Origin of the sequence: Streptomyces sp. GQFP, assembly GCF_021545335.1 — a bacterium.
Taxonomy (GTDB): domain Bacteria; phylum Actinomycetota; class Actinomycetes; order Streptomycetales; family Streptomycetaceae; genus Streptomyces.
In genome coordinates this window covers 8,239,792-8,265,485 of sequence record NZ_CP089312.1, presented here as the reverse complement: position 1 = coordinate 8,265,485, position 25,694 = coordinate 8,239,792, and the positions used below count along the sequence as shown (strand labels likewise).

Sequence of the window (25,694 nt, the reverse complement as noted above, 5' to 3'; positions counted from 1 at the left end):
CCCGGTACGGGTGTTCGCGTCAGTGACCCCGCAGGCCCGTAACTCATGGCTCGGGGACGTTCGAACGCGGTGATCGCGGGGCATCCTGTCGTCATGGAGCGGGCGATCGGCGAGCACACGTCCAATCATTTTCGCCGAACTCGGACTTGATCGGACTTCAAGTGCCGGACAGCGACAATCGCCATGTCCTGGCGGTACTCGCCTATCTGGACCAGGGGCGTTGAAAGCGCACGAAAGTCGACGATGTCCGTCCCCGTTCGACGATATCCGCCCCCTGGTCGGGCACTTGTTGTAAGAGATCCGCAACTCCCGGTATTGCAGGTGAAGTTGGGGTCGAATTGTCCCGCGAAACTCTCACCAATTTCTGAGGCGGCTGAACACTCCTGGGACGCCCCGCGTATCTGATGGCGCCGCTTCACTCCTGTCGGGCGCCTCGATAGCCCCGCAAGGAAGTCAGAGGAGTTCCATGGGACGCAACACACGTAAACGACGCTCACCATTGGCCGTTCGCGCCGTGGCCGCATCCGCGGCCCTCGCGATCGGTGGTGGTGGACTGGTCTGGGCGAATTTCTACGCCTCGGCAAACGAGGAGACCGGCGCCCAGAGCCAGACGAAGGCCGCCGCCGCGCAGGTCGCGACGATCGACTGCCCGGATGTCGGCCAGAAGCTCACCAAGGTGCCGCGCAAGGCCCGCAAGGCCGTTGCCCTGGAGCTGTCGAAGCTCGACCAGCAGGTCACGGACGCGTACAAGCGTCTCGCTGACACGCGTCAGGCTCAGGCGGGGGACGCCAGCTACGTCAACAACGCCATTCTCAGCCCGCTGAAGTCCAAGCGCGCTGCCACGATCAACCGGATCAACACAAACATCCGGAACGCGGGCGGTCAGGTCGGCCAGGCCGACCAGCTCGCCGGGTGCACGGGTGTGCCGGCCGAGCAGCCGGAGGTCGTCGACGGCAACGGGAACGGCAACCAGAACAACGGTGGTAACCAGAACAACAACGGCGGCAACCAGAACAACGGTGGTCAGGACCAGAACAACGGTGGTCAGGACCAGGGCGGCGACGCCGGTCAGGACCAGGGCGGCGACGCCGGTCAGGACCAGGGCGGCGATGCCGGTCAGGCCGGCAACGGCCCGGTAGCCGCCGACTTCCAGGACATCACTCAGGTTCAGCCGAACGGCGGCCCGCAGGGTGTGAACGGCAACGGTCTCGCGGCGAACGGTGACTCGGGTTCGACGGGCACGTTCAGCACTGCCTGTGGCACCAACGAGAACGAGAACCGCAACTCGGACAACGTGATCGTCGCCCCGGGTGTCAGCAACGGCGCCCAGCACCAGCACGACTACGTCGGCAACCAGGCCAACAACGCTTTCGCGAGCGACGAGGACCTGGCCAACGGCAACACGACCTGCCAGAACCAGGGTGACAAGTCGTCGTACTTCTGGCCGGTACTACGTGTGCAGGACGGTCAGAACGACATCGACGCCAACGCTCCCGGTGGTGGCCAGGACGGCAACGTCGGCACGATCATCCAGGCCAGCCAGGCCGAGCTGAAGTTCGTCGGCAACAAGCAGAGCGATGTCGTCGCCATGCCGACGGCCCTGCGCATCATCACCGGTGACGCCAAGTCCTTCGTGAACGGTCTCGCCAACGCCAACACGAACTGGTCCTGCACCGGCTTCGAGGACCGTCAGCTGACGGACAAGTACCCGATCTGCCCCGAGGGCAGCTCCGTGGTGCGGACGTCCTTCTTCCAGAGCTGCTGGGACGGGCAGAACATCGACAGCGCCAACCACCGGACGCACGTCGACTTCGTCGAGCAGGACGGCAGCTGCTCCAACGGCTTCCAGGCCATCCCGCAGCTCCAGGTCCGTCTGGTCTACGACGTAGCGGCGCCGCAGATCAACAACGGGCAGGTGGTCAAGCCGTTCGCGGTGGACTCCTTCCCGGACCAGCTGCACAAGCCGATCACCGACCACAACGACTTCATCAACTTCTTCGACCAGAACACGATGAACCAGATGGTCCAGTGCATCAACAGCGGTCAGAACTGCCAGTGACCGACTGAGCTAGGCAGCAAGAAGCCGGCGGTGGGATTTCCCACCGCCGGCTTTTCGCTTGCCTTCCCGGGCCCGCCCGGACTTCCTGAGCCGGGCCCGATGCCTTCCGGTCAGCTGCTGTGACCGCTGCTGTTGTGGCTGCCACCGGGATTCATGTGCGCGGATCCCTCCTCCAGGGCCCCGCCGAGCGAGTCCTGCAGCGCCGCGACCGTCTTCTCCGGACCGACGGCGACCCACTTGCGGCCGACGAGGTAGTAGCCGCCGTAGTCCTTCGCCCCGCTGAGCCATTCCGCCTGACCGCGGTCGGTGGCGAACGTCGCGAGGACGAACTTGCCGTCGGAGTTCTTGCAGATGGCCTGGCGGATCGTGTCCGCGTCCGTCTGCATGTTCGGCTTGCAGCCCGCCTCGCTCGCGAGGTGTTCGAGGCTGCCGGTCGCGGCCACCGGCACCGCGTCGGTGGCATCGTGCCCGGACGCGTGCTCGTCACCGCCCCCGCAGGCCGTGAGCGCCAGCCCCAGCACCGCCACGGCTCCGACCGCCGCACTTTTCGGTCGCGTCAACCTCATCTGTCGTTCCTCCGGTCGTTCCGACGCCGAGCCGTTCGGCCCATGCCGCAGAGGGCCCAGGCAAGGGGCCTCTTCTTCGATACGGCTCCCACGCGCCCAACGCTCAATCGGTTCACCTCCACCGCACACCCGGGCCCCCTTTCGGCGCGCCAGGTGACCATCCACCGATTCGCTCGTTCTGCTGAACGTGCAGTCACAGGATGTCGCCTCGAACCCCCACCCCACCACCGGCACCAACGCCAAGGGCCGCCCCGTCGTCGACGTGGAGCAGGCCGAGGCCGCGCTCGTCGAGCACTACCCGCGGCTCGTCCGGCTGGCCTATCTGGTGCTGCCGCCGAGCCTCGGCCGCAACCGGCGCGTCCTGACGGCGCACGCCCTCGTCCAGCGCGCGCTGCCCAGGGGCCGCACCTCCTCGACCGCGATCCCGGCCCAGTCCAAGGGCCGTGCGGGCGACGCCGGTTACGCGCTGGTCCGGCTCCAGGTGCTGCGTACGGCGCTCGCGGCGGGGCAGCCGTGGCGGGGCCGTACGCTGCCGAAGCGGTCGCAACTGCCGCCGCTGCTGCCCCAGGTGTGGGGCCTGCGCCTCTTCCCCCGTTCGGGCGGCGCTGACGAACTCGCCCTGGACCAGCGGCTGTCGGCCCTGTCCGGGCCCGCCCGGGCCGCGTACGTCCTGCGCGGCCTGGAGAAGCTCCCGGACGGCGACGTACGCACCGCCTTGGAGGCCGCCGGGGTGGACCGGCCGACCGAGGCACTCCGTGAGGCGGACGAGGTCCCGGCACAGTACGCGCTGCTCGACTCCGCCGAGTTCGACCCCTGTTCGCTCCACGCCCGCCCGACCGACCTGATGCGGCGCAGGCAGCACCTCAAGGCGGCGCTCGTCGCCGCGGCGGCCGTCGCGGTGTGCGGCACACTGCTCGGCCTGCCCGGCGGCGGCTGGGCCCCGGACGGCGCCGCCGCTCCCGCGTACGCGCAGAACCCGGCCGCCGAAGCCGCCCTGGATCCCGCCCAGTTGACGCTCGTACCGGCCGCCGCGTGGAAGTCCTCCGCGCGCACCGACTTCTCCGTCTGGCCCGCGCGCGGTGACCTCGTCGGCGACAGCGCCCTGCTGCGCCGCGCCCTCGCCGTGTGGGCCCGTCCCGGCGAGACGGTCCAGGTCTCGGCGACCCCGGGCACCCCGTCCGGCGGCCCGGCGGGACCGCCCCAACTCCTGTACGCGGGCACGGTCGACGCGGCTCGCGTGGTGATCCTGTACGACGGTCTGCGCATCGCCCGGTACGCCGAACCGAAGGACGGCACGGCCGGCGCCGCCCTCGACTTCGCCCGGGTCGACGGCGCGAGCGGCGCCGAGGCCGACGCGGTGGTCCTGGACCGGGCCGACGGCAACGTCCGCTATCTGACGGCTCCTTGGGTGCTCAAGGCGGAGATGCGGGACCTGCGCAAGCCGGCGGCGACGCCGATCGACCTGGGGCTGACCGACGGGGTGACCGGGCCGCTGGCCAGCCCGATCGCGCAGAAGGGCGCGTGTCAGTCCTGGAACACGCTCCAGGTGACGGACACCGGGGGTGCGCGTCTGCTGAGCGACCTCGCGGAACTCGTTCCGGCGCATCTGACCGTGGGGCGCCCGGGTGCGCCGCGCGAGGCGTCGGCGCCGGCTGCGCTGGCGACGTGGTCGCCCTTCGCCTGCTCGCTCGCCGCGACGCACTCGCAGGGGGTGCGCACGGTGAATGCCTGGCAGTACGCGGAGCAGCCGCTGCCCGATCGGAGCGGGGCTGCGGACTGGGTGTGCACCCGGGCTGAGACCTGGCGGGGTGGTGGGGCTCGGGTGTTGGCGCAGTTCCATACGCCTGGTGGGCAGTACGGGGCGGTGGCTGCGAAGTCGGAGAGCAGCTCCGCTTGTGGGCCGCGGGATCCGAATGTGCTGGCTGGGGTGTTGTGGAAGTCGGGGGCTGGTGAGTGGTTCATGCTGGCCGCCGGCGCGGAGAACACGGCGTCCATTACGGCTACGGGTGGGGTTGCCTCTACTGTGCGGGGTGCCTTGCTGGCGGCCAGGACTGAGCAGGGGGCTCAGGCTGGGTTGAAGGGGACTTTGAAGGATGGGCGGGGGATTGGGGGGTTGCGTTAGCGGGTGCGGGCCGGTGGGGGCTTGTCGCGCAGTTCCCCGCGCCCCTGAAGGGGCGCGTCGGTGCACCGCGAATTGGGCAGCACCCTCTAGCTGACACTCTTGTCAGCAAGTCCGTGCACGGGGGTTTCCCCGCCCCCTACCCGTCAGTACATTGACGCCATGTCCAATATCAAGGCGCGCAAGGTGTCCTTCTCCTGGGAGGGGACCCCGTTGCACTGGGTGCCCGGGGATCCGTTCACCTCGCACACCATCAATGTGCTGCATCTGCTGCTGCCCGCCGGTGAGCGGTGGTTCGTGCATGTGTACAAGCAGGTGCTGCCCTACATACGGGACGAGCGGCTGCGGGCGGATGTCGTCGGGTTCATCGGGCAGGAGGCCATGCACTCCCAGGCCCACGACGAAGTCCTCCCGCATCTGCGGGAGTTGGGGCTCGATCCGACGCCTTACACCGCGCAGGTGGACTGGCTCTTCGAGAAGCTGCTCGGGGACCGGAGCCCGTTGCCCGGTCGCCGGGGCCGCGAGTGGTGGCTGATGGAGCGGGTCGCCGTCATCGCGGCCATCGAGCACAAGACCGCGTTCCTCGGCGACTGGATACTCAACGCGTCGGAGCTGGACCGGCGCGGCGCCGATCCGACCATGCTGGATCTGCTGCGCTGGCACGGCGCCGAGGAGGTCGAGCACCGGTCGGTCGCCTTCGATCTGTTCACGCATGTCGACGGGGGTTATCGGCGGCGGGCCCGGACCTGGGTGACCGGGGTGCTGGCGATGTTCTTCCTGTGGCAGCGCGGGGTGCGGTTCTTCATGGCGAACGACCCGGCCCCAGGACTCCGCAAGCCGACCTTCCGGGGCTTCTACGTGCGCGGGAAGCGCGGTCTGCTGCCGTCGACCTGGGCCATGGCGAGATCGGTGCCGCGTTATCTCCGCCGTGACTATCACCCCTCCCAGGAGGGGTCCACCGAGCAGGCCGTCGCTTATCTGGCCTCCTCCCCCGCCGCCGTCGCCGCCGACAAGGGCGCCGCCTGATGTCCCGGCCACTGGCTCTCGCGCTCACCGCCGGGGCCGCTCTGCTCGCCCGGCGGGCCATACGGCACCGGATCGAGGGTTCGCCGCTGTGGCCGCTGCCCGCGCTGGCGGAGCCGGTCTCCGGCCGACCGCGTTCCCGGTCCCTGCGACTGACGGTCGCCGCCCATGAGGTGGTTGCCGAGGGAGTCGTACAACTGCGGCTGGAAGGGCGGGAGTTGCCGAGGTGGGAGCCTGGCGCACATCTCGATCTGGTGCTGCCGTCGGGGCTCGTACGGCAGTACTCGTTGTGCGGGGACCCGGCGGACACCTCCGCGTACACCGTCGCCACGCGGCTGGTGCCGGACGGGCGCGGGGGCTCGCGCGAGGTGCACGAGGGGCTGCGGGCAGGCATGACCGTCGAGGTGCGCGGCCCGCGCAACCGCTTCCCGCTCGCTCCGGCTCCGGCGTACGTCTTCGTGGCCGGGGGGATCGGCATCACCGCGATCCTGCCGATGATCCGGGCCATCGACGCCCAACCCGGGCTGGAATGGCGGCTGTTGTACGGGGGACGGAGCCGGGCCTCGATGCCCTACCTCGCCGAGATCGAGAAGCTGGGCTCGGGTGGCGGCTCCGGGCGGGTCACCGTCGTCGCCGAGGACGAGGACGGGCTGCCCGATCTCGACGCGCTGTTCGCGGGTGTGGCGGCGGAGCTGCCCGAGGGCACCGCCGTTCACTGCTGCGGACCTGAGGGGTTGACGGCGGCGGTCGAGGCGCGGATTCCCGAGGGTGCCGTGCTGCGGCTGGAGCGGTTCGCTCCGCGTACGCCGGCTGCGGGCAACCAGGCCTTCGAGGTCGAACTCCGGTGCAGCGGGCGGACGTTGACGGTGGCCGCCGACTCGACCGTGCTGGCCGCCGTACGGAAGGAGTTGCCGGACACCGCCTACTCGTGCGAGCAGGGGTTCTGCGGGACGTGCCGACAACGCGTACTGGCAGGGGAAGTCGACCATCGCGACGAGCTGCTGACCGATGCCGAGCGGGCGGACTCGATGCTGATCTGCGTGTCGCGTGCACGACGTGGTCCACTTGTGCTGGATTTGTGAACACCCTGGGTCGGACCGGTCCGTTGAGGGCCGTAGTCGATCGGTAAGGTGTTCGCATGACAACCGGGGTTCGCCGCAGAATGGGAGTCGAGGAACGCCGGCAGCAGTTGATCGGCGTCGCCCTCGAACTGTTCAGCCGCCGCTCGCCCGACGAGGTCTCCATCGATGAGATCGCGTCGGCCGCGGGCATCTCGCGCCCACTGGTCTACCACTACTTCCCCGGCAAACTCAGCCTGTACGAGGCCGCGTTGAAGCGTGCGTCGGACGATCTGGCGGGCCGGTTCGTGGAGCCGCAGGAGGGTCCGCTCGGAGCGCGGCTGCTGCGCGTGATGCGCCGGTTCTTCGACTTCGTCGACGAACACGGGCCCGGTTTCGCGGCGTTGATGCGCGGCGGTCCCGCGGTGTCGGCGGACGGAGCGCGGGACGGGGTGCGCTCTGCGGCCGGCAACGCCTCGGCGACGAACGCGCTCATCGACGCCGTACGGCAGGCCGCGTACCTCCAGATCCTGTCGCATCTGGAGCTGGACGCCGAACACGCGCCCGCCCGGCTGGAGTTGGTCATCCGGACGTGGATATCGCTCGTCGAGTCGACCGCGCTGATCTGGCTGGACGGGCGGCGCGTGCCGCGTGCCGAGCTGGAAGCGCAGCTCGTGCACGACTTCGCCGCGCTGGCCGCCGTAAGCGCGGCCTATGACGAGGAGATGGCCGCGCTGCTGCGCCGGATGCTCAAACAGGAGCCCACCGACGGCCCGTTCACCGATCTGGTCGGACGGCTCATCTCGCTCGCGTCGTAGCCGAGGGGCGGGTCAGGCGTCGAACTTCCGGTAGGAGTCGTCGAGTTCGCGGACCTCGACCGAGGCGTGCAGGGTGAGGCCCTCGACGGGCTTCACGTGGGTGCGCACCAACTCCAGTACGGCTTCCGTCAGTTGGTTCTTCGTCTCGGTCGTGCGTCCGGTCAGCATGCCGATCCAGACGTGCACGATGGCGTGGCCGTCGGTGTCCGCGCCGACCGTCGCGTCCTCGGTGCGGCGGAACTGCGTCTTGCATGCCTCCGGCGTCGCCTTCGCCGTCGCGACGACCTCCTCGTGCAGCGCGAGCGCGAACGCACGCCGGTCGAAGGCCTCGGTCAGCGGACCCGAGTAGTCGACGGTGATCTGCGGCATGGGTCAAACCCCTGTTCTGCTTCTGCGACTGCTACGGCGAGATGGCAGCTCACCCTAACCGGCGGGCCCCACCGGCCGAACTTGAGCAGCACCCGGGGGGGGTAGGGGCGCGGGGAACTGCGCGACCAGCCCCCACCGCCCCGCGGCCGACGAACCACAGGTCCCTCAGAGCGTTACTCGGCGAGCCGCAGCGCCAGCATCGCGATGTCGTCCTCCCGTTCGTGGCCGAAGCAGACCAGCAGGGTGTCGCAGAGGGCGTCCAGGCCCGGCAGCGCGCCGGTGGCGGCGGCGCGGAGGTGTTCCAGGGAGTCCGCGAGGTCGGTGCCCCGGGTCTCGATCAGGCCGTCGGTGACCATGAGGAGCCGGTCGGTGGGTTCGAGGAAGAGTTCGGTGGGCGGCGGATGGGGCAGGCCCACGCCGAGCAGCGGGCCCTCGGCCTTGGCGTAGTCGGCGCTGCCGGTGTCGCGGATGAGCAGTGGCGGGATGTGGCCCGCGTTGGCGATGAGGGTGCGCCCGGTGCCGGGCTCGACGTGGACCAGGCAGACGGTGGCCGTGACCTCGGGGTGGTAGCGCTGGAGCATCCGGTCGAGGCGCTCGGCGAGCACGGCCGGGTCGCTCTCCTCGACGCTGTAGGCGCGCAGCGCGTGCCGGATCTCGACCATGACGGTGGCCGCGTCCAGCGAGTGCCCGACGACGTCGCCGACCGCCGTGAGCACACCGTCGTCGGTGCGCAGGGCGGCGTAGAAGTCGCCGCCGATCTCGGCGTCCTGCGACGCGGGCACGTACCGGACGACGACGTCGATGCCGGGCAGCTCGGGCAGCCGGTCGGGGCGGGGCAGGAAGCTGTGCTGGAGGGTGAGGGCGACATGCCGCTCGACCTGGTACATGAGGAGCGGTTCGGCGGCGAGCACGGTGGCCTGGGCGAGCCGGGCGATCAGGGACTCGTTCTCGGGGCTGACCCGGCGCACACTGCGGGTGGGGGTGGCCAGGCACACCGCCGCTCTGCCGTCGTGGGTGGGGATCAGCACCAGGCGCGCGTCGTGCTCGACGCCCGGCCGGAAGAACCCTGCGGGCCACAGCGGCGCGGGCACCGTGGTGATCTGCACCCCGCTCTGCCCACGGGAGAGGCGCCGGAGCAGACCCGCCACGACCCGGTGGGCGCCCTCGTCCGGCATAGCGAGCGAGGTGCGGTCGCGGGAGGTCGCGCGGTACAGCTCGTCGTCCGGGCCGAGGAAGAACACGGCGGCGGGCTGGCCGGTGAGGCGCGCGCAGCCGTCGGCGGCGGCGTCGGCGAGTTCCTGGAGGGAGCGCGCCGCCTGGATGGTGAAGATCGTCTCCGACAGCCGGGTCAGCCGCCGGGCCAGCGCCTGGTCGTCGGCCCGCAGCCGGGCCGCGCGCACCGCGGCCCGCAGCACCGCGTCGATCTCCTCGGGCTCGGCGGGCACCGACAGATACGCCTCCCCACCCGCGTCCAGCCCGTCACAGCGGTCCCCCGGGGTGACGGTGCCGGCCGAGAAGTGTACGACGGGCAGGCCGGCCATGTGCGGCCTGGCCTTGAGGCGGCGGCACAGCTCGACCCCGCTCATGTCGGGCAGGTGCACGTCGATGAGGGCCACGTCGGGCAGCATGCCCTTGCGCAGGCGTACGTCGAGTTCAGCGAGCGCCTCGTTGCCGCTGGCGACGGCCACCACCTGGTGACCGGCGCGGCGCAGCAGCGCACCCATGGCGTAGCGGCCGGCCGCCGTGTCGTCCACGACGAGCACGGTGGTGTCCGCCGTGTCTGACCACTTGCCGTTGCCGTCCATCTGGCCGCCCTTGGACACACCGGTGGGGCAGACCGGGGTTCGTGGTCTGCCCCACCAAGATAATGCCGTTGTCAGGAGGTGCGGGAAAATACCGCGACGGTCCTTGCCGGAACGGCGAACGTGCCCGATTCCCGCTCGTACGTGGCCGACTTGACGACGGGGTCAACTCCCGCCCGCAGTACGGGGTGCAGCGCGTACGAGGTCCCGGCGAGCGAGCCGACCCGCTGCTCACCGCGCTCGGGCGTCGCGTTGAACACGACGACAAGATCGCCGAGTTCCATGGTGATGACGCCGGGTGTCTCGTCCTTGCCGGACAGCGGGAAGGAAAGCTTTGCCTGCACCTGGCCCGCCGTGTCGAGGGAGAAGACGCTTTCTGTCGTACGAATTCTCAGCAGGTCCTGGTACGCGGCCGAGGCACCCTCGATCTGAGCGCAGCCGACCCCGACGGTACTGGTCGCCAACAGGGGCTTGGCGTAAGGCCACTTGGAGGCGTTGTCGGCCGCTGCCGGGAGCCCCCGTCCGAATCCGTTGCCGTCGGCGCAGTTCCAGTGGACGGCGTTGAACCAGTCGCCGCTGTCGTAGGAGTTACGGTCGAGGGACTTGGAGCGCAGCAGGTCGGTGCCCGCCTGGGAGAGGGCCGGGCCCTGCGAGAGGGTGGCCGTCGCCATGGCGAGGACCTGCATACGGGCCCGGTCGGCCGCGCTCGTCGTGGCGGGCAGCTTGAAGGCGAGGGCGTCGAACAGCGACTCGTTGTCGTGGGCGTCGGCGTAGGCGAGGGCGTCGCCGGGTGCGTCCGCGTATCCGGCGGGCCGGCCGTTGTAGTCGACCTGGGCGCCGGTGACGTCCTCGCCGTCGGTGCCGGTGAAGCGGTAGGCGGCGAGGTTGCCGGAGAGGCCCACCTTGATGAGGTCCTGGTAGTGCAGGAGGCGGGCCTTCTGCTCCGCCGAAGTGCCGTTGCTGGTCGAGGAGTTGGGGTCGGTGTAGAGGCCGGACGCGAAGCCCTGGACGCCGGGGTCCTCGTCGAAGGGGCCGCCGCCGCGTACGGCGTCCCGGGCCCGGTCGGAGAAGGTCGCGATGCCCGTCCCGGCCATGTTCTTCTGGGTGGCCTGGACGAAGCGGGCGTCGTCGGCGACCTCGCCGAAGTTCCAGCCCTCCCCGTACAGGATGATCTTCTTGCCGTCGACGCCGTCCCTCTTGAGGGTGAGCGCGTCGAGGGCCTTGCGGACGGCCAGGATGTTGGCCTTGGGGTGGTGGCCCATCAGGTCGAAGCGGAAGCCGTCGACCTTGTACTCCTTGGCCCAGGTGACGATCGAGTCGACGACGAGCTTGCCCATCATGGTGTTCTCGGGCGCGGTGTTGGCGCAGCAGGTGGAGTTGGCGACCGTGCCGTCGGCGAGGAGCCGCTGGTAGTAGCCGGGGACGACCTTGTCGAGGACGCTCGTCTTGGCCTGGCCGCTGGCCGGGGTGTGGTTGTAGACGACGTCCATCACGACCCGCAGCCCGTCGCTGTTGAGCGACTTCACCATCTGCCGGAACTCGACCGTGCGCCGCGTCCCGTCCGGGTCGCTCGCGTACGAGCCCTCCGGGACGGTGTAGTGGTACGGGTCGTAGCCCCAGTTGTAGGCGTCCTTCGCGGCGATCTTCGCGACGCACGCCTGCTGCTGGTCGGAGTCGGCGGCGTAGGAGGCGAGGTCGCAGTCGACGGTCGCCTGGTCCGTCTTCTTCTCGGGGATGGTGGCGATGTCGAAGGCGGGCAGGAGGTGGACGTACGAGGTGCCGGCCTTCGCCAGCTCGCGGAGGTGCTTCGAGCCGTCGCTGTCCTTGTCGGTGAAGGCGAGGTAGGTGCCCTTGACCTTGGCGGGCACGGTGTCGTCGGCGACCGAGAAGTCCCGGACGTGGAGTTCCTGGACCTGGGCGTTGGTGAGCGGTACGGCCTTGGGCTTGGTGTACGTCGTCCAGCCGCTGGGGGCAAGGGACTTGTCGTCCAGGTCGACTACGAGGCTGCGCTCGGAGTCGGCGGTCAGGGCGACGGAGTACGGGTCGGTGACCTCGTTGGTGACGATCGCGGAGACGCTGGGCGCCCACACCTTCACGACGTACCGATAGGGCTTGTTCTTCCAGGACTTGCTGCCGGTGACGGACCAGACGCCGGTGGTGTCGTTCCGCTTCATGGCGACCGTGGAGCCGTCGAGGTCGAGCTGCACCGACTGGGCGGTGGGTGCCCAGACGGAGAGGGTGGGGCGACCCTTGCTGAAGGTGGGGCCCAGGTCGGCGTTCGATGCGGTGGAGTAGAGATCGTCCAGTACGCCGGCGACCTGGACGCCCGTCGCCGCCAACACGGCTCCGTTCGCGGCCCGTTGGGAGGCGACGAGCTGGCCGCGCAGGGCCTCGCGGACCCGGTCTCGGTCGCGTGGGTCGACCGTCCAGGCGGTGTACGTGGCGAGGTGCGGGAACTTGGCCTTCTGGGCGTCGGTGAGGGCCGACCTGGTGAGGCGGAGCCAGCGTTCGTCGGTGCTGGTCAGGGTGCCGTCGTTCGCCGTGATCGAGCCGGTGCGGGAGTAGAGCAACTGGGTTGAGGCGGCGGTGTCGTTGCCGTTCCAGGCGAGGGTGTTCCGGTCGATCCAGACCGCCTTGGAGGTGGTCAGGTCGAGGGCGGCCGAGCTGCCCGCCGGCTGCGGGAGCAGGTACTTCTCCTGGCCGTTCAGGAGCCATACCTCGTGGCCGTTGGTCTTGAGGTCGAGGGCCTGGTCGGTGGAGAGGTCCTTCTCGTCGCCCTTGTGGATGATGTAACTGAGGCTGGTGGCATCGGCGTTGAGCGGTACCTCGTAGACGGCGCCGTACGTGTCGGTGCGGACCGGCTCCAGGGGCTTCGCCCAGTCCGTGGGGTTCGCGGCGCCGGACCAGACGTGCAGGCCCCAGCCGTCGTAGTTGCCGTCGGCGCGGTGGTAGTGGAGGACGGCCTTGGTGGTGTCCTGGTCGGGGTAGTCGGCGGTGGGCTTCTCCGTGAGTACGGCTTCCTTGCCCTGCTCGGCCCAGATCTCGCCGGTCTTGGTGACGTCGATCGAGCGGTCGATGGAGACGTCCTTGTTGCCGTCCTTGTCGATGACGAGGTAACTGACGCTGGAGGCACCGGGCTTGAGCTTGACGTAGGCGAAGGCGCCGTAGCTGTCACGGCCGATGAAGTCGTGGCCGTCGGGCCATGTGGTGCCCTCGCCGTCGGCGATGTCGCCCCAGGCGTACAGGCGCCAGTCGGTGTAGTCGCCGTCCGCGCGCTTGTAGTGGACGATCGCGTAGTCGCGCGAGGAGGCCGTGGGGACCTCGGGGGCGGGCGGGGTGCCCGTGGTGGAGGTCGCCGTGGTGCTTGCGGTACGTCCTGTGCTGTCGACCACAACTGCCTTGTAGCGCAAGGCTGTTCCGGGGGCAATGTCCTTGCCGAGGGTCTGGGTGACCCGGTAGGGCGCGTGGTCGGCGGAGCCGAGGGTCTGCCACTTGCCGTTGCCGATCTGGGCGGCGAAGGCGACGCGGTTGAGCGGGTCGGTGCCAGTCCCGCTGCCGCCGCCGACGTCTGCGGTGATGTCGACCGTGCCGGTGGCGCCGGTGGCCGGGGCGGTGAGGGTGAGGGTCGGCTTGGTGGCGGGGGCGGCAAGCTTGGCGGTGGCCTTGAGGACGATGGCGGAACCGGCCGGGACGGTGACGGTGAGCTGGCGGTCGGTGCCGCTGGTCAGCGTGGCGTCGGTGCCGTAGATGCCCTTGAAGGCCATGTCGGCCGAGCCGGTCGCGAAGGTCGCCGTCTTCGGCTCGGCCGCGTTGTTGAAGGCGACGACGTACTCGGTGCCGGACTTGGCGTCGGTGCGGGAGACGGCGTAGACGCCGGCGCCGTCGGCCGCGTAGCGCTCGGTCTGGACGCCGTCGGTGAGGGCGGGGTTGGCCTTGCGGAGGGCCGCGAGAGCACTGATCTGCTTGTAGAGCGGTGCACTCGAGTCGTAGGCGTCGCTCGCGTGGGTGCGGTCGGTGCCGAGTTCGTCGTCGTCGAGGTAGTCGGTGACCTTCGAGGCGAACATGGTCTGGCGGGCGTCCTTGTCGCCGCCCGCGCCGGTGAAGCCCTGCTCGTCGCCGTAGTAGACGACCGGGTTGCCCCGGCTGAGGAACATCAGCTCGTTGGCGAGCCTGTCCTTGGCGAGGAGTTCGGCGTCGGTGGCGGTCGGGTCGTCCTGCTTGAGGAAGTAGCCGATCCGGCCCATGTCGTGGTTGCCGAGGAAGGTGACCTGCTCGTACGCGTTGGCCTTGTCGGTCGTGTACTTGTAGTCGTCGCCGAAGACCGAGGCGAGCTTCTGGGCGCTGCCGCCCTGGGAGGCGTACGAGCGGGCCGCGTCCTGGAAGGGGAAGTCGAGCGTGGAGTCGAGGCGGCCCTGGGTGACGTACGGGGAGGTCACGGACGTGTCGGCGGAGTAGACCTCGCCGAACATGAAGAAGTCGTCGCGGCCCTTCTTGGCGGCGTACGCGTCGAGCGCCGTCGCCCACTGGGTCCAGAACTCCATGTTGACGTGCTTCACGGTGTCGATCCGGAAGCCGTCGATGTCGAAGTCCCGTACCCACTTCTCGTAGATCTTCTCCATGCCGGAGACGACCTCGGGGCGCTCGGTCCACAGGTCGTCCAGGCCGACGAAGTCACCGTACGTGGCGGACTCGCCGGCCCAGGTGGAGTCGCCGCGGTTGTGGTACATCGTCGGGTCGTTGAGCCAGGACGGGACCTTGGTGTTCTTCTTCGCGGCGGGGACGACGGGGGTGCGCGGGAAGGAGTCGGTGTCGACGGACGGGAAGTCGGCCTTGCCGTCCGCGTAGTCGGCGTCGTCGAAGGGCTCACCGTCCTTGGTCAGGTACGGGAAGGCGCCCTTGGAGAGGTAGTCGTAGGACTTCTCGTCGTAGTCGACGACATCGGCGGTGTGGTTGGTGATGACGTCGAAGAAGACCTTCAGGCCCTTGGCGTGCGCCTTGGAGATAAGGGTTTCGAGGTCCTGGTTGGTGCCGAAGTGCGGGTCGACCTGGGTGAAGTCGGTGATCCAGTAACCGTGGTAGCCGGCGGAGGCGTCCGCGCCGGTGCCCTGGACGGGCTCGTTCTTGAAGATCGGGGCCAGCCAGATGGCGGTGGTGCCGAGGCCCTTGATGTAGTCGAGCTTGCCGGTGAGGCCCTTGAGGTCGCCGCCCTGGTAGAAGCCCTTGTCGGTGGGGTCGTAGCCGGTGGCGAGGCGTGAACCGGTGAGTCCGCCCTGGTCGTTGGCCTTGTCCCCGTTGGCGAAACGGTCCGGCAGGACGAAGTAGAACTGCTCTCGGGTGAGGTCGTTGCGGGCGGCGGTCTTCGCCAGCTGCGCGTCGGACGGGGGCGCGGGCGGGGTGGCGGCTCCGGCGGACCCGGCGGCCAGTGGCTGGACGAGGGCCGCGGCGAGCGCGGTCACGGTGAGGGCCGCGATCCGTGCGGCGGACGCGGTACGGCGCGATGAGGGCGCCGTCCATCTCGGTATCACAGGGGCACTCCTTGCGGCGTACGGCTCTTGGGTCCGACCCGGCGCGACCGTATCGCTAACGAAAGGTTTACAGCAAGAGTCTTGAAACCGATCGCAAGTACTTTCACCCAGAGCCTTGACGTGCCCTTCTCAACTGCCCCACTGTCACGACTTGTTGAAGCCTGAAACCACCCCCCGCCCGTCGTTGAAACCTTTCGGAGCCGCACATGACCACCAGACACGGACCCCGGCCCCGGGGTGCGGGTGTCGTCCGACGCACGGCTGCCGCTGCCGCAGCCGCCGCACTGGCCCTCGCCGGGGCGATCGCCCTGCCCGCCACCCCCGCGCAGGCGGACGCCACGACGTCCGGCGACGTGATCGCCAACCTGTGGGAGTACAACTGGGACTCGGTCGCCGCCGAGTGCACGAACGTCCTCGGGCCGAACGGCTACGGCGCGGTGTGGGTCGCGCCGCCCGCCGAGTCGCTGCGGCAGACCAACTACTACTGGTGGGACGTGTACCAGCCGTACTCGTCCAACCTGAGCGGTCGCTTCGGAACGGCGGCCGAGTTCGCGACCATGGTGGACGCCTGCCATGGCGCGGGCGTCAAGGTGTACACGGACGCGGTGATCAACCACACCGCCGCGCAGACCGGCACGGGGTACGCCGGCACGACGATCAGCAACAAGTACGACACCCCGGACTGGGACCCGGACGACTTCCACACGTCGGCGGAGTGCAACGACTCCGACCTGATCATCGACGACTGGTCGAACCTGACCGAGATCCAGAACTGCGAACTGCTGGGCCTGCCCGACCTGGAGACCGAGGACGACGACGTCCGCTCGGGCATCGCGGCCTACCTCAACAAGCAGATCGCGGTGGGCGTCGACGGGTTCCGTATCGACGCGGCGAAGCACATGCCGGTCGCCGACCTGAACGCGATCTGGGCGAAGCTCGACAACACGACGTCCGGGGCCGACCCGTACATCTTCCAGGAGGTGTACCCGGGTTCGACCCCGGCGGCCTCCGACTACTACGCGGCCGGTGACGTCCTGGACTTCACCTACGCGAGCAAGCTGAAGTCGGCGTTCCAGGGGAACGTGAGCGACCTGGAGTCGTTGTCGTCGTCGGGTGTCCTGACCCCCGCCAACTCGGTCTCCTTCGTCACGAACCACGACACCGAGCGCAACGGCCTGCACATGAGCTACAAGGACGGCGACACGTATCGGCTCGCCAACGTCTTCCAGCTCGCCTACAAGTGGTCGACGCCGACGGTGTATTCGGGCTTCGAGTGGTCGTCGTCGGACCAGGCCCCGCCGAACTCCAGCGGCTTCGTGACCGACACCAACTGCTCGAGCGGCTGGTACTGCCTCCAACGGGACACCGCGATCACCGGCATGGTGAAGTGGCACAACGCGGTGGGCTCGGAGGCGGTGTCCAACTGGTCCACCAAGTCGTCGAGCGTCATCGGCTTCGGCCGGGGCACGGGCGGCTACATCGCGATCAACAACGGTTCGGCGGCGGCGACTTACACCTTCGCGACGGGCATGGCCGACGGTACGTACGCCAACGTCATCGACAACGGCGCCACGACGGTCACGGTGTCGGGTGGGAACGCGACGCTGACGGTCCCGGCGAAGGGCGCGATCGCCTTCTACAACGGCGAGTTCACTCCGTGCACGACCTGCGAGGGCGGCGGTGGAGGCGGTACGACCGTCACGGCGACCTTCAACGAGTACGCGGCGACCACGACCGGCCAGGACGTGTACGTCGTCGGCTCGATCGCGGAACTGGGCGGCTGGGACACGTCGAAGGCGGTGAAGCTGTCGTCGACGGGATATCCGGTGTGGTCGGGCGGGGTGAGTGTGCCGACGAACACGTCGTTCGAGTACAAATACGTGAAGAAGGACGCTTCGGGGAACGTCACCTGGGAGTCCAACGCCAACAGGACGGCCGCCACGGCGACTTCGGCGCTGAACCTCAACAACAGCTGGAACGTGGCGAGTTCGAACGCGACGGACGTCACCTTCAACGTCACGGCCACAACCACCCTCGGCACGAACGTCTATGTCGTCGGCTCTGTCGGGTCGTTGGGCTCCTGGAACACGGCGGACGCGATCCCGCTGTCCTCGGCGGCGTACCCGGTCTGGTCCCGGTCGGTCATCGTCCCCAGGAGCACGTCCTTCGAGTACAAGTACATCAAGAAGGACGGCTCCGGGAACGTGACCTGGGAGTCGGGCACCAACCGCTCGTACACGACAGGAAGTTCGAGCGGCTACACGACCGCTGACACGTGGAAGTAGTGGCAGCGACAGCGGCAGTGGCTCAGCAGGTGGTCTTGCCCGCGTAGATCGCCAGAGCCGTGTTGGCGCCCAAGGTGGCCGTGAACTGCCCACTGGAGTTCACGGTCACCGACGTGTTGCTCTGCACATCGCAGTACGTGCCCGCGGCGAGCGAGGTCTGGTAGGTACGACTCAGGCTGCTCGACTCGTGGTTGATGGCGACGTAGCCCTTGGCACCCCGCCCGAACGCAATCGCATCGCCCCCGTTGTCCCACCAGTTGGTGACGGACTCACCGCGCACGGCATTACGGAAGGCGACCATGCGGAGGATCTCCGGCCAGGCGTGCTGACACTTCCACCCGTCCTGCCAACAGGCGGTCACGGAGCCGCTGTTGGGCGGACCGGCGTCCGTGTCGGAGAACTCGTACCCGGAGTTGATGTCGGGCGCACCATACGGATAGGCGAGCATGAAGACGTTGGCGAGGGTGTAGTTGGCGTTGTCCTTGTAGCTGAGCGTGGAGCCGTTGCGCTCGGTGTCGTGGTTGTCGACGAAGACGCCGGCGACGGAGCTGCTCATGTAGCCCCAGCCCTCACCGTAGTTGCTGAGGTAGGCGAGGTTCTCGTTGTTGAAGACACGCTTGAGGTCGTAGGCGTACCGGAACTCCTGGACGTCTCCGTTACCGGTGTACTCGGTGGGCTGGACGGCCTCCCCACTGCCGTAGATGACCTCCTGCTTCCAGTACACGGACGTGTTGCTGAGCCGCGACTTGATGTTGGCGAGGTCGGTGGCCGGGATGTGCTTGGCGGCGTCGATCCGGAAGCCGTCGACTCCGTAGCCGAGCAGGGAGTTCATGTACCCGGCGATGGCGGAACGGACGTACTCCTCGCCGGTGTCCAGGTCGGCGAGCCCGACGAGTTCGCAGTTCTGGACGTTGGTGCGGTTGGTGTAGTCGCTGATGGTGGCCGTGCAGTCGTCGAAGTCGAAGGACGAGTACAGACCGGGGTAGTTGTACTTCGTGTACGACGACCCACCGGTGCCGGTACCACTCCCCGCCGACATGTGGTTGATGACGGTGTCGACGACGACCTTCACCCCGGCCGCGTGACACGTGTTCACCATGCTCTGGAAGGCGGTGGCGTCACCGAGCCGCCCGGCGATCTTGTAGCTGACCGGCTGGTACGACGTCCACCACTGCGAGCCCTGTATGTGCTCGGCGGGTGGCGAGACCTGGACGTAGCCGTACCCGGCGGGCCCGAGGGTGTTGGTGCACTCCTTGGCGACCGAGGCGAAGTTCCACTCGAACAGGACGGCGGTGACGTCCTTGGTACCGGGCGGGGAGGCGTAGGCGGTGCCCGTCGGAACGGCGAGCGCGATGGACGCGCCGGCCGCGAGGGCGAGCGCGCCGGAGAGGGTTCTGCTGGCCATGTCGGGGGTCCTTCTCCGTTGAAGGTCCAAGCAAGATCGTTTGCCGATTCTTGCTGCAAGATGACTGAAAACTTTCAGCCGACCAGAAGGTACGAGTCCACTTGTGGAGCGGTCAACCCTTGGGACACTTCCTCTTCACGGGCGCGAAATCTCTTCACAACGAGGGGCGTTGAGTAAGCGGTGGGCGCTGCCCACGAATCACTGCACGCCGTGGAGTCGGGTTTGTTCCGACGCGATCAGCTCGCCTCGCACGTACGACTCGGGCGCGCCTTGGCAGCGGCAGGAGAGTTGGAGGCGGCCGTGGCTTCCTCGCTAAAGGGATCGGGCAAAGTCGGCGAGCGTGCGGAAGTCGTTCTCGCGCAGTCCGATACGCGGGTTGACGTGGTGCAGAAGCCCAGGCCCGTGGTGGTGGGCCGTCACGTACGCCTGGTCCAGATCGCTCTGTTCGTCGTCCACCCAGGCGAAGGAACGGCCGTTGGCGTAGTCCACCAGGGGACCCGTCTTCCAGTGGACCCCGTCGGGGCGTTCTTGGAGCAAGGCGTCACCGAAGTCGACGAAGGGGAGCTCGGGAAGGCCGAGCACCGGGGCGATCCATCGGTTGGCTTTGTCCATCCATGTGGTGGCCCAGCACAGTTCGTAGCCGAGTTGGAGCAGAGATCGACCATGCTCTGGGTTGAGCCAGACCCGCAGGGGCCGCCGCCGGGCCGAGAGTCCTCTGTGTTCGTCCGGGGTTCCGCTGTCCTGGGGCACTCTGAGTGTGGTGTAGCCGTCGGGGCGCTTCTCCGGCTTGGCCGCATAGGGGTTGAGTGGCCCATCCACGTCCAGGAACAGCAGTGGTCGGTTCACGATCTCCCCCGGGTCTGGCTCTCAGCATCGCCTGCGCCGTGGAAGCGTAGCTGCAGCGATCGTCTCGGCGTCGGGATGGGAGACCACTCCTCGACCCCACGGACGCGCTGTTCCTGAACCGAACGAACCGTTGCGGAGCTCAGGGCCGCCGACCCCGCCAAAGGCAGTCAGATTCGGCGGTTCCGGCATGAACGGATCCGGCCCGTCCGCCGTACCCTTACCCGAATCGAGGCGGGCCGCGAGTACCGCGGCCACGGGGGACGAGAGGCGATCATGGCGGCGACGAGCGATTCGGTGCGAAGAGGCACCGTGCTTCCGGTGGATGCGGCGCGTTGGGCGATGTGGGGTTTTGTCGTCGTCAATGTGGTGATCGTCGAGGCGTTGTTCGTGAGCGCCGGTTCGGGCAAGAACGGCGTGCTCACGGTCGCGAAGTTCTTCGGGCTGCACGCGGCGCTGCTGATGCTGTTCCAGTTGTTGCTGGTGGCGCGGCTGCCGTGGCTGGACCGGCGGATCGGGATGGACCGGCTCACCGTGTGGCACCGCTGGGTCGGCTTCACCCTGCTGTGGACCGTCCTCACCCACGCCACGCTCGTCGTGCTCGGTTACGCGACCCTCGACGACGCGTCCATGGGGAAGACGTTCGTCGCGCTGAGCGGCGTAACGGCCTCCCTGCTGGGCATGCTCGCCGCGGGCATCATTCTCGTCATCGGCGTGATCTCCACCCGGTCCGTGCGGCGGCGGCTGCGGTACGAGGTCTGGCACGGGCTGCATCTGCTGCTGTACGTGGCCCTGGGGCTGGCGTTCGTCCACCAGTTGGAGGAGACCACGACCTTCACGTCCTCCGCGTTCGCCGAGGCCTACTGGTGGCTCCTCTGGCTGTTCTCCTTCGGCGCCCTGCTGACCGGGCGGATCGCCATGCCCCTGTGGCGCAACGCCTACCACCGATTCGAAGTCACGGCCGTGGTCCCGGAGTCGGACAACGTGGTCTCCGTGTACGTCACCGGCCGCCACCTCGACAAACTCCCCGCCCGCGCGGGCCAGTTCTGCATCTGGCGGTTCCCCGGACACAACCACTGGTGGCTGGCCAACCCCTTCTCCCTGTCGGCGGCGCCCGACGGACGGGGGCTGCGCCTCACCGCGAAGGCGGTCGGCAGCACCAGCGCAGGCCTGCGCAACGTCCCGGTCGGCAGCCGCGCCCTCGTCGAGGGGCCGTACGGGGCGTTCACCTCACTGCACCGGAGCCGGCCCGGCGCCCTCCTGATCGCCGGCGGCGTGGGGATCACGCCTGTGCGGGCGATGCTCGAGGAGCAGTCGGCCGGTGACATCGTCGTGCTGTACCGCGTCCGCAGCGAGGCCGACGCCGTACTGCTGAACGAGATCCGCCGGCTGATCGCGCTCCGGGGCGGCCGACTGCACCTGCTCACCGGCAGGACCGCCGAGGGCGCCCCGCCCTTCGGCCCGGACAGCCTGCGGCGGCTGGTCCCCGACGTCACCGACCGCGACGTGTACGTCTGCGGCCCGCCCGCCATGACCGCGGCCGCGCTGGCCGGCCTGCGGGAACTGCGGGTGCCCGCGCGACAGGTGCACGCGGAGAAGTTCGGCCTGGCCTGACCGGGAGCAAGCCGGTGTCCACGAGTGACCGCAGCAGGGCCCGCCGCCCAACCGGGCGGGGCCCCAGGGTTCTGCCCCGTAGCCACCTGCGAGAGTCGGCCTTGTGGGGTTCTCGGACCGTGGTCCACCGCACGGTCGTGACCACCGGCGGCTTCGCCTCCTCGGGCGGCGCGGTACAGCTCCAGGGTGGAGCCGAGCGCACCCGTCTGCACCTCGCGGATCCTCCGCCGACGGCTTGGATCCGGGTCGTCAGCCGTGGTTCCGTTCCGTAAGGGAAGCGAGCCCGTCCTCCAGGCCCTGGCGGAACGCGGACCGCCGGTTCTCCGGCATGTCGAGCAGCAACCGGTCCTCCAGCTTCTGCACCGCCGGTGCGCACGCCGCCAGCAGTTCCGCCCCCTCCCGCGTCAGCCGGGCCTCCATGATCCGCCGGTTCCCCGGGGTATGGGCGCGCTCGATCAGCCCACGCTCCTCCAGCGAGCGCACCATCTCGTGCATCGTCTGGGGTCTGACGAAGGAGCGGCGGGCCAACTGGGCGGAGGAGAGCCCGCCTCGGTGCTGAAGCACGGTCAGGGCCGTGTACTGGAACGTCGTGAGCCCGTACGGGCGCAGGGCCTCGTCCATGAAGGAGCGGATGGCCAGTTCGAGCTGCTTGACGAGATAGATCGTCAGCGGGCCCTTGTGACCCTCGGGGTCCGGATCGGGATCCGCGCCTGGAGGCGGACCCGGAGTCGGGTCCCGATCGGCTGCCTCCGCCATCGTTCGCACCTCTTGGTCGGTCGTCGGTGAGATCGGGCGAGACCGTCGTCGAGGTCAGACGACCGGTGTCCGCACCCGATAGCCGACAGGTAGTAGTTCCAGGTCACGTCGGCGAGCCACGGTACCCCACAGCCCATGGGGCATCCACAGCGTCATCCCGATGGCGAGGGCGCCGAGCCCGATCAGGTACCAGGTGCCTCCGTCGTTCCCGAACCAGTCCTGCACCAGGAAGAACACGATCGCTCCGATGATCGGTCCCTCGAAGGTTCCGAGGCCGCCGATGACCACCATGAAGATCATGTACGCGGACCACTGGACCCCGAAGATGGAGTCCGGCTGCACCCGCAGGGTGCTCGCGAGGGTGAGCCCACCGGCCGCGGCACCGCCCACCGCCGCCAGGACGAAGACCAGCCGTTTCGCCGAGGTGACCCGTACCCCGACGGACGCCGCGCCCACCGGGTCGTCACGGATCGCCTCCAGCGAAGCCCCCAGCCTGCTGCGCAACAGCACGAACACGGCCAGCAGCAGCACACTCATCAGCGCCAGGGCGAGCCAGTACACCTGGGCCTGCCGCACCGCCGGATCGGTGGCCGACAGATCGGTGAGCGAGCGGCCGGAACCGCCGCCCAGCGAAGGCGTGTTCACCACGACCAGCCGGAAGAACTCCGCGATCGCCCACATGCCGATGGCGAACTGACCACCGGTGAGCCGGAACGCGAGCAGCGAGGTGGGGACGGCGACGGCACCCGCGAGCAGGGCCGCCAGGACGACCGCGAGAAAGGGGCTGACGCCGCGGTCGACGAAGAGGAAGACTCCGTACGCGCCGAGGCCGATGAAGCCCTGCTGGCCGACGGAGACCAGACCGGCGTAGCCCGCCAGCGCGTTCCACATGGCCGCGACGATGACGAGGACGAACAGGGTCGTCAGCTTCGCGGTCACCTCGGGCGTGAAGGCGAAGGGGGCGAACGCCAGGGCGAACAGCAGGGCGGTCAGGGCACCGGACGCCGTACGGGAGACGGGGGTCCACCGGTGGATGGTGGCGGTGGCGGTGGCGGTGGCCATCGGTGATGCGGTGGTCATGTGCGGCTCCTTCTCATGCCGAGCAGTCCCTGCGGGCGGAAGGCCAGGACCGCGAGGAACACCGCGTGTCCGGCGACGATGGAGAAGCGCGGATCCACCTGCGCGCCGACCGTCTGGGCGACGCCGAGGACCATGCCCCCGACGAGCGTCCCCCACAGTGAACCGAGCCCTCCGATCACGACGACCTCGAAGGCGAACAGCAGCTGGGTCGGCCCCATGGACGGGCTGAACGACGACCGCATCGCGAAGAACGCTCCCGCCAGACCGGCGGTGGCGACGGCGATGGCGGCGGCCCAGGCGTACACCCGGCGGCTGTCGATCCCGACCAGCTCGGCGGTGTCCGCGTCGGCGGCGGTGGCGCGGATCGCCCGGCCGATGCCCGTACGGGCCAGCAGCAGTTGGAGCCCGCCGAGCAGCGTGACGGCCACCGCCACGGTCAGCACACCGAGGTACGGGATGCTGACCGACGACCCGAGCTGGAGACCGGACGTGGACAGCGAACCGACGTCCAGGGAGCGGGAGTCGGCGCTGAAGATCTCCAGCAGTACGTTCTGCAGCACGATGGCGAGGCCGAAGGTGGCCAGCATCGACGACATCTCGCCGGTGCGCAGCGCCTTGCTGAGGATGCCCCGCTGCAACGCCACTCCGACCAGGCCCATCACGGGCAGGACCAGCAGTACCGCGAAGAACGGGCTGATGCCGACGGCGGCGGCCAGCGCCGCGACGAGGAACGCCCCGAGGACCGCGAGGTCGCCATGGCTCAGGTTGACGGTCCGCATGACGCCGAACATCAGGGACAGGCCGCAGGCGAAGAGCGCGTAGAGGCCGCCGAGCATGACGCCCTGCACGATGGCGTTGATCCAGTTCATACCGGCTCCTCCTGCACGGTTGCGGCTGTGGCACGGCTCAGCCCGAAGTACGCCTCGACGACCTGTTCGCGGGTGACGTCGTCTGCGGGTTCGTCCAGGACGACGCGGCCTTCGAGCATGCACAGCACGCGCCGGGCCACCCCCAGGGCGCGGCCGAGGTCCTGTTCCACCAGCAGCACCGTCGTACCGCCGGAGAGGATCGTGCCGAGCGAGTCGTAGATGGTGTCGACCACGATGGGCGCGAGGCCCAGTGAGACCTCGTCGAGCAGCAGCAGCCGGGGGTTGGTCATCAGCGCCCTGCCGATGGCCACGGCTTGCTGCTCGCCGCCCGACAGGTTGCCGGCGCGCCGCTTCAGCAGTCCGTCGAGCAGCGGGAAGGCGGCCACGACGGCTGGCAGGTCCCACGGTCCTGGGCGCCGTACCCGGGACGCGACCAGCAGGTTCTCCTCCACGGTGAGGTCGGCGAAGAGCCGGCGCCCCTCCGGGACCAGGGCGATCCCGGCCGCGACACGGTCGTGGGCCCGCTGGGCCGTCACATCCACGTCGTCCAGGCCGATACGGCCCTCGGCCGGCTGGTGTGCTCCGGCGACGGCCCGCATGAGGGTGGACTTTCCGGCACCGTTGGCCCCGACCACCGCCACGACCTCGCCCTCGTCCACGGCGAAGGAGACGTCGCGGACGGCGCGCAGCAGGCCGTGCCGTACTTCGAGGTTCTCGACCGACAGCAGAGTCATGCCGCGCTCCCGAGGTAGGCCTCGACGACCCGGGGGTCGGACATGACGGCGTCCGGTTCGCCTTCGGCCAGGACGCGGCCCTGCGCGAGACAGACCAGCCGGTCGATCACCCGCAGAAGCGCGTGGATGACGTGCTCGATCCAGACGATGGCGATGCCGTCGACGCGCAACTGCTGGATGGTGGCGATCAGTTCGTCGGTTTCGGCGTCGGTGAGGCCACCGGCGATCTCGTCCAGCAGCAGCACCTGCGGATCGGTCGCCAGTGCCCGCGCCATTTCGAGCCGCTTGCGTTCCAGCAGGGTGAGCGCGGCGGCGGGCCGGTTGGCCTTGCCGAGCATGCCGCAGCGCTCGAGTACGCCGAGGGCGTGCTGTTGCGCGTCCCGGCGCCGGTGCGAACCGCCCTGCACCGAGGCGACCAGCACGTTCTCGTAGGCCGTCATGCCGGTGAAGGGGCGCGGCACCTGATGGGAGCGCCCGATGCCGCTGCGGCAGCGGCGGTCGACCTTCCAGCGGGTCACGTCCTGACCCTGGAAGGTGACGCTGCCCTCGGACGGGGCCTGGGCCCCGGAGAGGATGTCGAGCAGGGTCGTCTTTCCGGCGCCGTTCGGGCCGACGATGCCCAGGGCCTCGCCGGGGGCGAGGGTGATGTCGATGCCTTCGAGGACGACCAGGCTGCCGAAGCGTCGGTGTATGCCGTTCGCGGCGAGCACCGGCGGGGCCGGGGCGGTCGCCGGGGCGGCCTCCCCTGTCCCCACGGTGTCGGTCACGG

General features: G+C 69.1%; 18 protein-coding genes and 1 pseudogene. 8 read left to right on the top strand and 11 right to left on the bottom strand.

Translation table 11 applies throughout. The features are described 5' to 3' along the window. Positions 1–42: 42 nt before the first annotated feature. Together LUX31_RS37190 and LUX31_RS37185 are read left to right on the top strand one after the other, a co-directional pair. Positions 43–224, top strand: a pseudogene (locus tag LUX31_RS37190) (DNA-binding response regulator); the annotation flags it as partial. A 242-nt stretch (positions 225–466) separates the two neighbouring features. After that, positions 467–2,059, top strand: a complete 1,593-nt coding sequence (locus LUX31_RS37185; protein ID WP_235479702.1) for a DUF1996 domain-containing protein — start codon at positions 467–469, stop codon at positions 2,057–2,059. 110 nt (positions 2,060–2,169) lie between these two features. Here the strand turns inward: LUX31_RS37185 and LUX31_RS37180 are convergent, their stop codons facing one another. After that, positions 2,170–2,625 carry a hypothetical protein gene (locus LUX31_RS37180; RefSeq protein WP_235479701.1) on the bottom strand — a complete coding sequence of 152 codons (456 nt, stop codon included), beginning with the start codon at positions 2,623–2,625 and terminating at the stop codon, positions 2,170–2,172. Between the two features lie 187 nt (positions 2,626–2,812). Here LUX31_RS37180 and LUX31_RS37175 point away from each other — a divergent pair, with 187 nt between their 5' ends. From LUX31_RS37175 to LUX31_RS37160, 4 genes are all read left to right on the top strand, one after another. Further along, on the top strand, positions 2,813–4,747 hold the full coding sequence (locus tag LUX31_RS37175) for a hypothetical protein (protein WP_235479700.1): 1,935 nt from the start codon (positions 2,813–2,815) through the stop codon (positions 4,745–4,747). Between the two features lie 159 nt (positions 4,748–4,906). Further along, positions 4,907–5,770, top strand: coding sequence for a metal-dependent hydrolase (locus tag LUX31_RS37170; protein WP_235479699.1), 864 nt, complete (start codon positions 4,907–4,909; stop codon positions 5,768–5,770). Continuing rightward, entirely contained in the window at positions 5,770–6,849 is a 1,080-nt protein-coding gene (locus tag LUX31_RS37165) for a PDR/VanB family oxidoreductase (protein ID WP_235479698.1), read from the top strand. Before LUX31_RS37170 ends, LUX31_RS37165 begins: the two co-directional genes overlap by 1 nt. 56 nt (positions 6,850–6,905) lie before the next feature. After that, a complete protein-coding gene (locus tag LUX31_RS37160) occupies positions 6,906–7,643 on the top strand; it encodes a TetR/AcrR family transcriptional regulator (RefSeq protein ID WP_235479697.1) in 738 nt (245 codons plus the stop codon). A gap of 12 nt (positions 7,644–7,655) precedes the next feature. Here the strand turns inward: LUX31_RS37160 and LUX31_RS37155 are convergent, their stop codons facing one another. The 3 genes from LUX31_RS37155 to pulA all read right to left on the bottom strand — a co-directional run bounded on the left by LUX31_RS37155 (position 7,656) and on the right by pulA (position 15,339). Then, positions 7,656–8,012 (bottom strand): 5-carboxymethyl-2-hydroxymuconate Delta-isomerase, encoded by a 357-nt coding sequence (locus LUX31_RS37155; RefSeq protein ID WP_235479696.1) that lies wholly within the window; start codon positions 8,010–8,012, stop codon positions 7,656–7,658. Between the two features lie 173 nt (positions 8,013–8,185). Further along, on the bottom strand, positions 8,186–9,817 hold the full coding sequence (locus tag LUX31_RS37150) for a SpoIIE family protein phosphatase (protein WP_235480193.1): 1,632 nt from the start codon (positions 9,815–9,817) through the stop codon (positions 8,186–8,188). A 71-nt stretch (positions 9,818–9,888) separates the two neighbouring features. Further along, positions 9,889–15,339, bottom strand: a complete 5,451-nt coding sequence (pulA, locus tag LUX31_RS37145) for a pullulanase-type alpha-1,6-glucosidase (protein WP_235479695.1) — start codon at positions 15,337–15,339, stop codon at positions 9,889–9,891. Positions 15,340–15,545: 206 nt separating this feature from the next. Between pulA and LUX31_RS37140 the strand changes: the two genes are divergently transcribed. After that, a complete protein-coding gene (locus LUX31_RS37140) occupies positions 15,546–17,624 on the top strand; it encodes a carbohydrate-binding module family 20 domain-containing protein (protein ID WP_235479694.1) in 2,079 nt (692 codons plus the stop codon). Between the two features lie 22 nt (positions 17,625–17,646). Here the strand turns inward: LUX31_RS37140 and LUX31_RS37135 are convergent, their stop codons facing one another. Then, a complete protein-coding gene (locus tag LUX31_RS37135) occupies positions 17,647–19,029 on the bottom strand; it encodes an alpha-amylase (protein ID WP_235479693.1) in 1,383 nt (460 codons plus the stop codon). Positions 19,030–19,341: 312 nt separating this feature from the next. Then, entirely contained in the window at positions 19,342–19,875 is a 534-nt protein-coding gene (locus LUX31_RS37130) for a hypothetical protein (RefSeq protein ID WP_235479692.1), read from the bottom strand. Positions 19,876–20,148: 273 nt separating this feature from the next. On the opposite strand from LUX31_RS37130, the gene LUX31_RS37125 reads away from it, so the two are divergent. Continuing rightward, the gene (locus tag LUX31_RS37125; RefSeq protein ID WP_235479691.1) at positions 20,149–21,486 is read left to right on the top strand and encodes a ferredoxin reductase family protein; all 1,338 of its coding nucleotides are present in this window, start codon (positions 20,149–20,151) and stop codon (positions 21,484–21,486) included. Between the two features lie 249 nt (positions 21,487–21,735). Here LUX31_RS37125 and LUX31_RS37120 read toward each other — a convergent pair whose 3' ends face one another. Genes LUX31_RS37120 through LUX31_RS37100 form a run of 5 tightly spaced genes read right to left on the bottom strand, consistent with a single transcriptional unit; the run spans position 21,736 to position 25,692 of the window. Further along, positions 21,736–22,242: a MarR family winged helix-turn-helix transcriptional regulator gene (locus tag LUX31_RS37120; RefSeq protein WP_235479690.1), complete on the bottom strand. Its 507-nt coding sequence runs from the start codon at positions 22,240–22,242 to the stop codon at positions 21,736–21,738. 54 nt (positions 22,243–22,296) lie between these two features. Continuing rightward, positions 22,297–23,322, bottom strand: coding sequence for a branched-chain amino acid ABC transporter permease (locus LUX31_RS37115; protein WP_235479689.1), 1,026 nt, complete (start codon positions 23,320–23,322; stop codon positions 22,297–22,299). After that, the gene (locus LUX31_RS37110; RefSeq protein WP_235479688.1) at positions 23,319–24,191 is read right to left on the bottom strand and encodes a branched-chain amino acid ABC transporter permease; all 873 of its coding nucleotides are present in this window, start codon (positions 24,189–24,191) and stop codon (positions 23,319–23,321) included. The genes LUX31_RS37115 and LUX31_RS37110 overlap by 4 nt, the downstream gene beginning before the upstream one ends. Beyond that, positions 24,188–24,925, bottom strand: coding sequence for an ABC transporter ATP-binding protein (locus tag LUX31_RS37105; RefSeq protein ID WP_235479687.1), 738 nt, complete (start codon positions 24,923–24,925; stop codon positions 24,188–24,190). The genes LUX31_RS37110 and LUX31_RS37105 overlap by 4 nt, the downstream gene beginning before the upstream one ends. Continuing rightward, positions 24,922–25,692 carry an ABC transporter ATP-binding protein gene (locus tag LUX31_RS37100; RefSeq protein ID WP_235479686.1) on the bottom strand — a complete coding sequence of 257 codons (771 nt, stop codon included), beginning with the start codon at positions 25,690–25,692 and terminating at the stop codon, positions 24,922–24,924. Before LUX31_RS37100 ends, LUX31_RS37105 begins: the two co-directional genes overlap by 4 nt. Between the last annotated feature and the right edge of the window lie 2 nt (positions 25,693–25,694).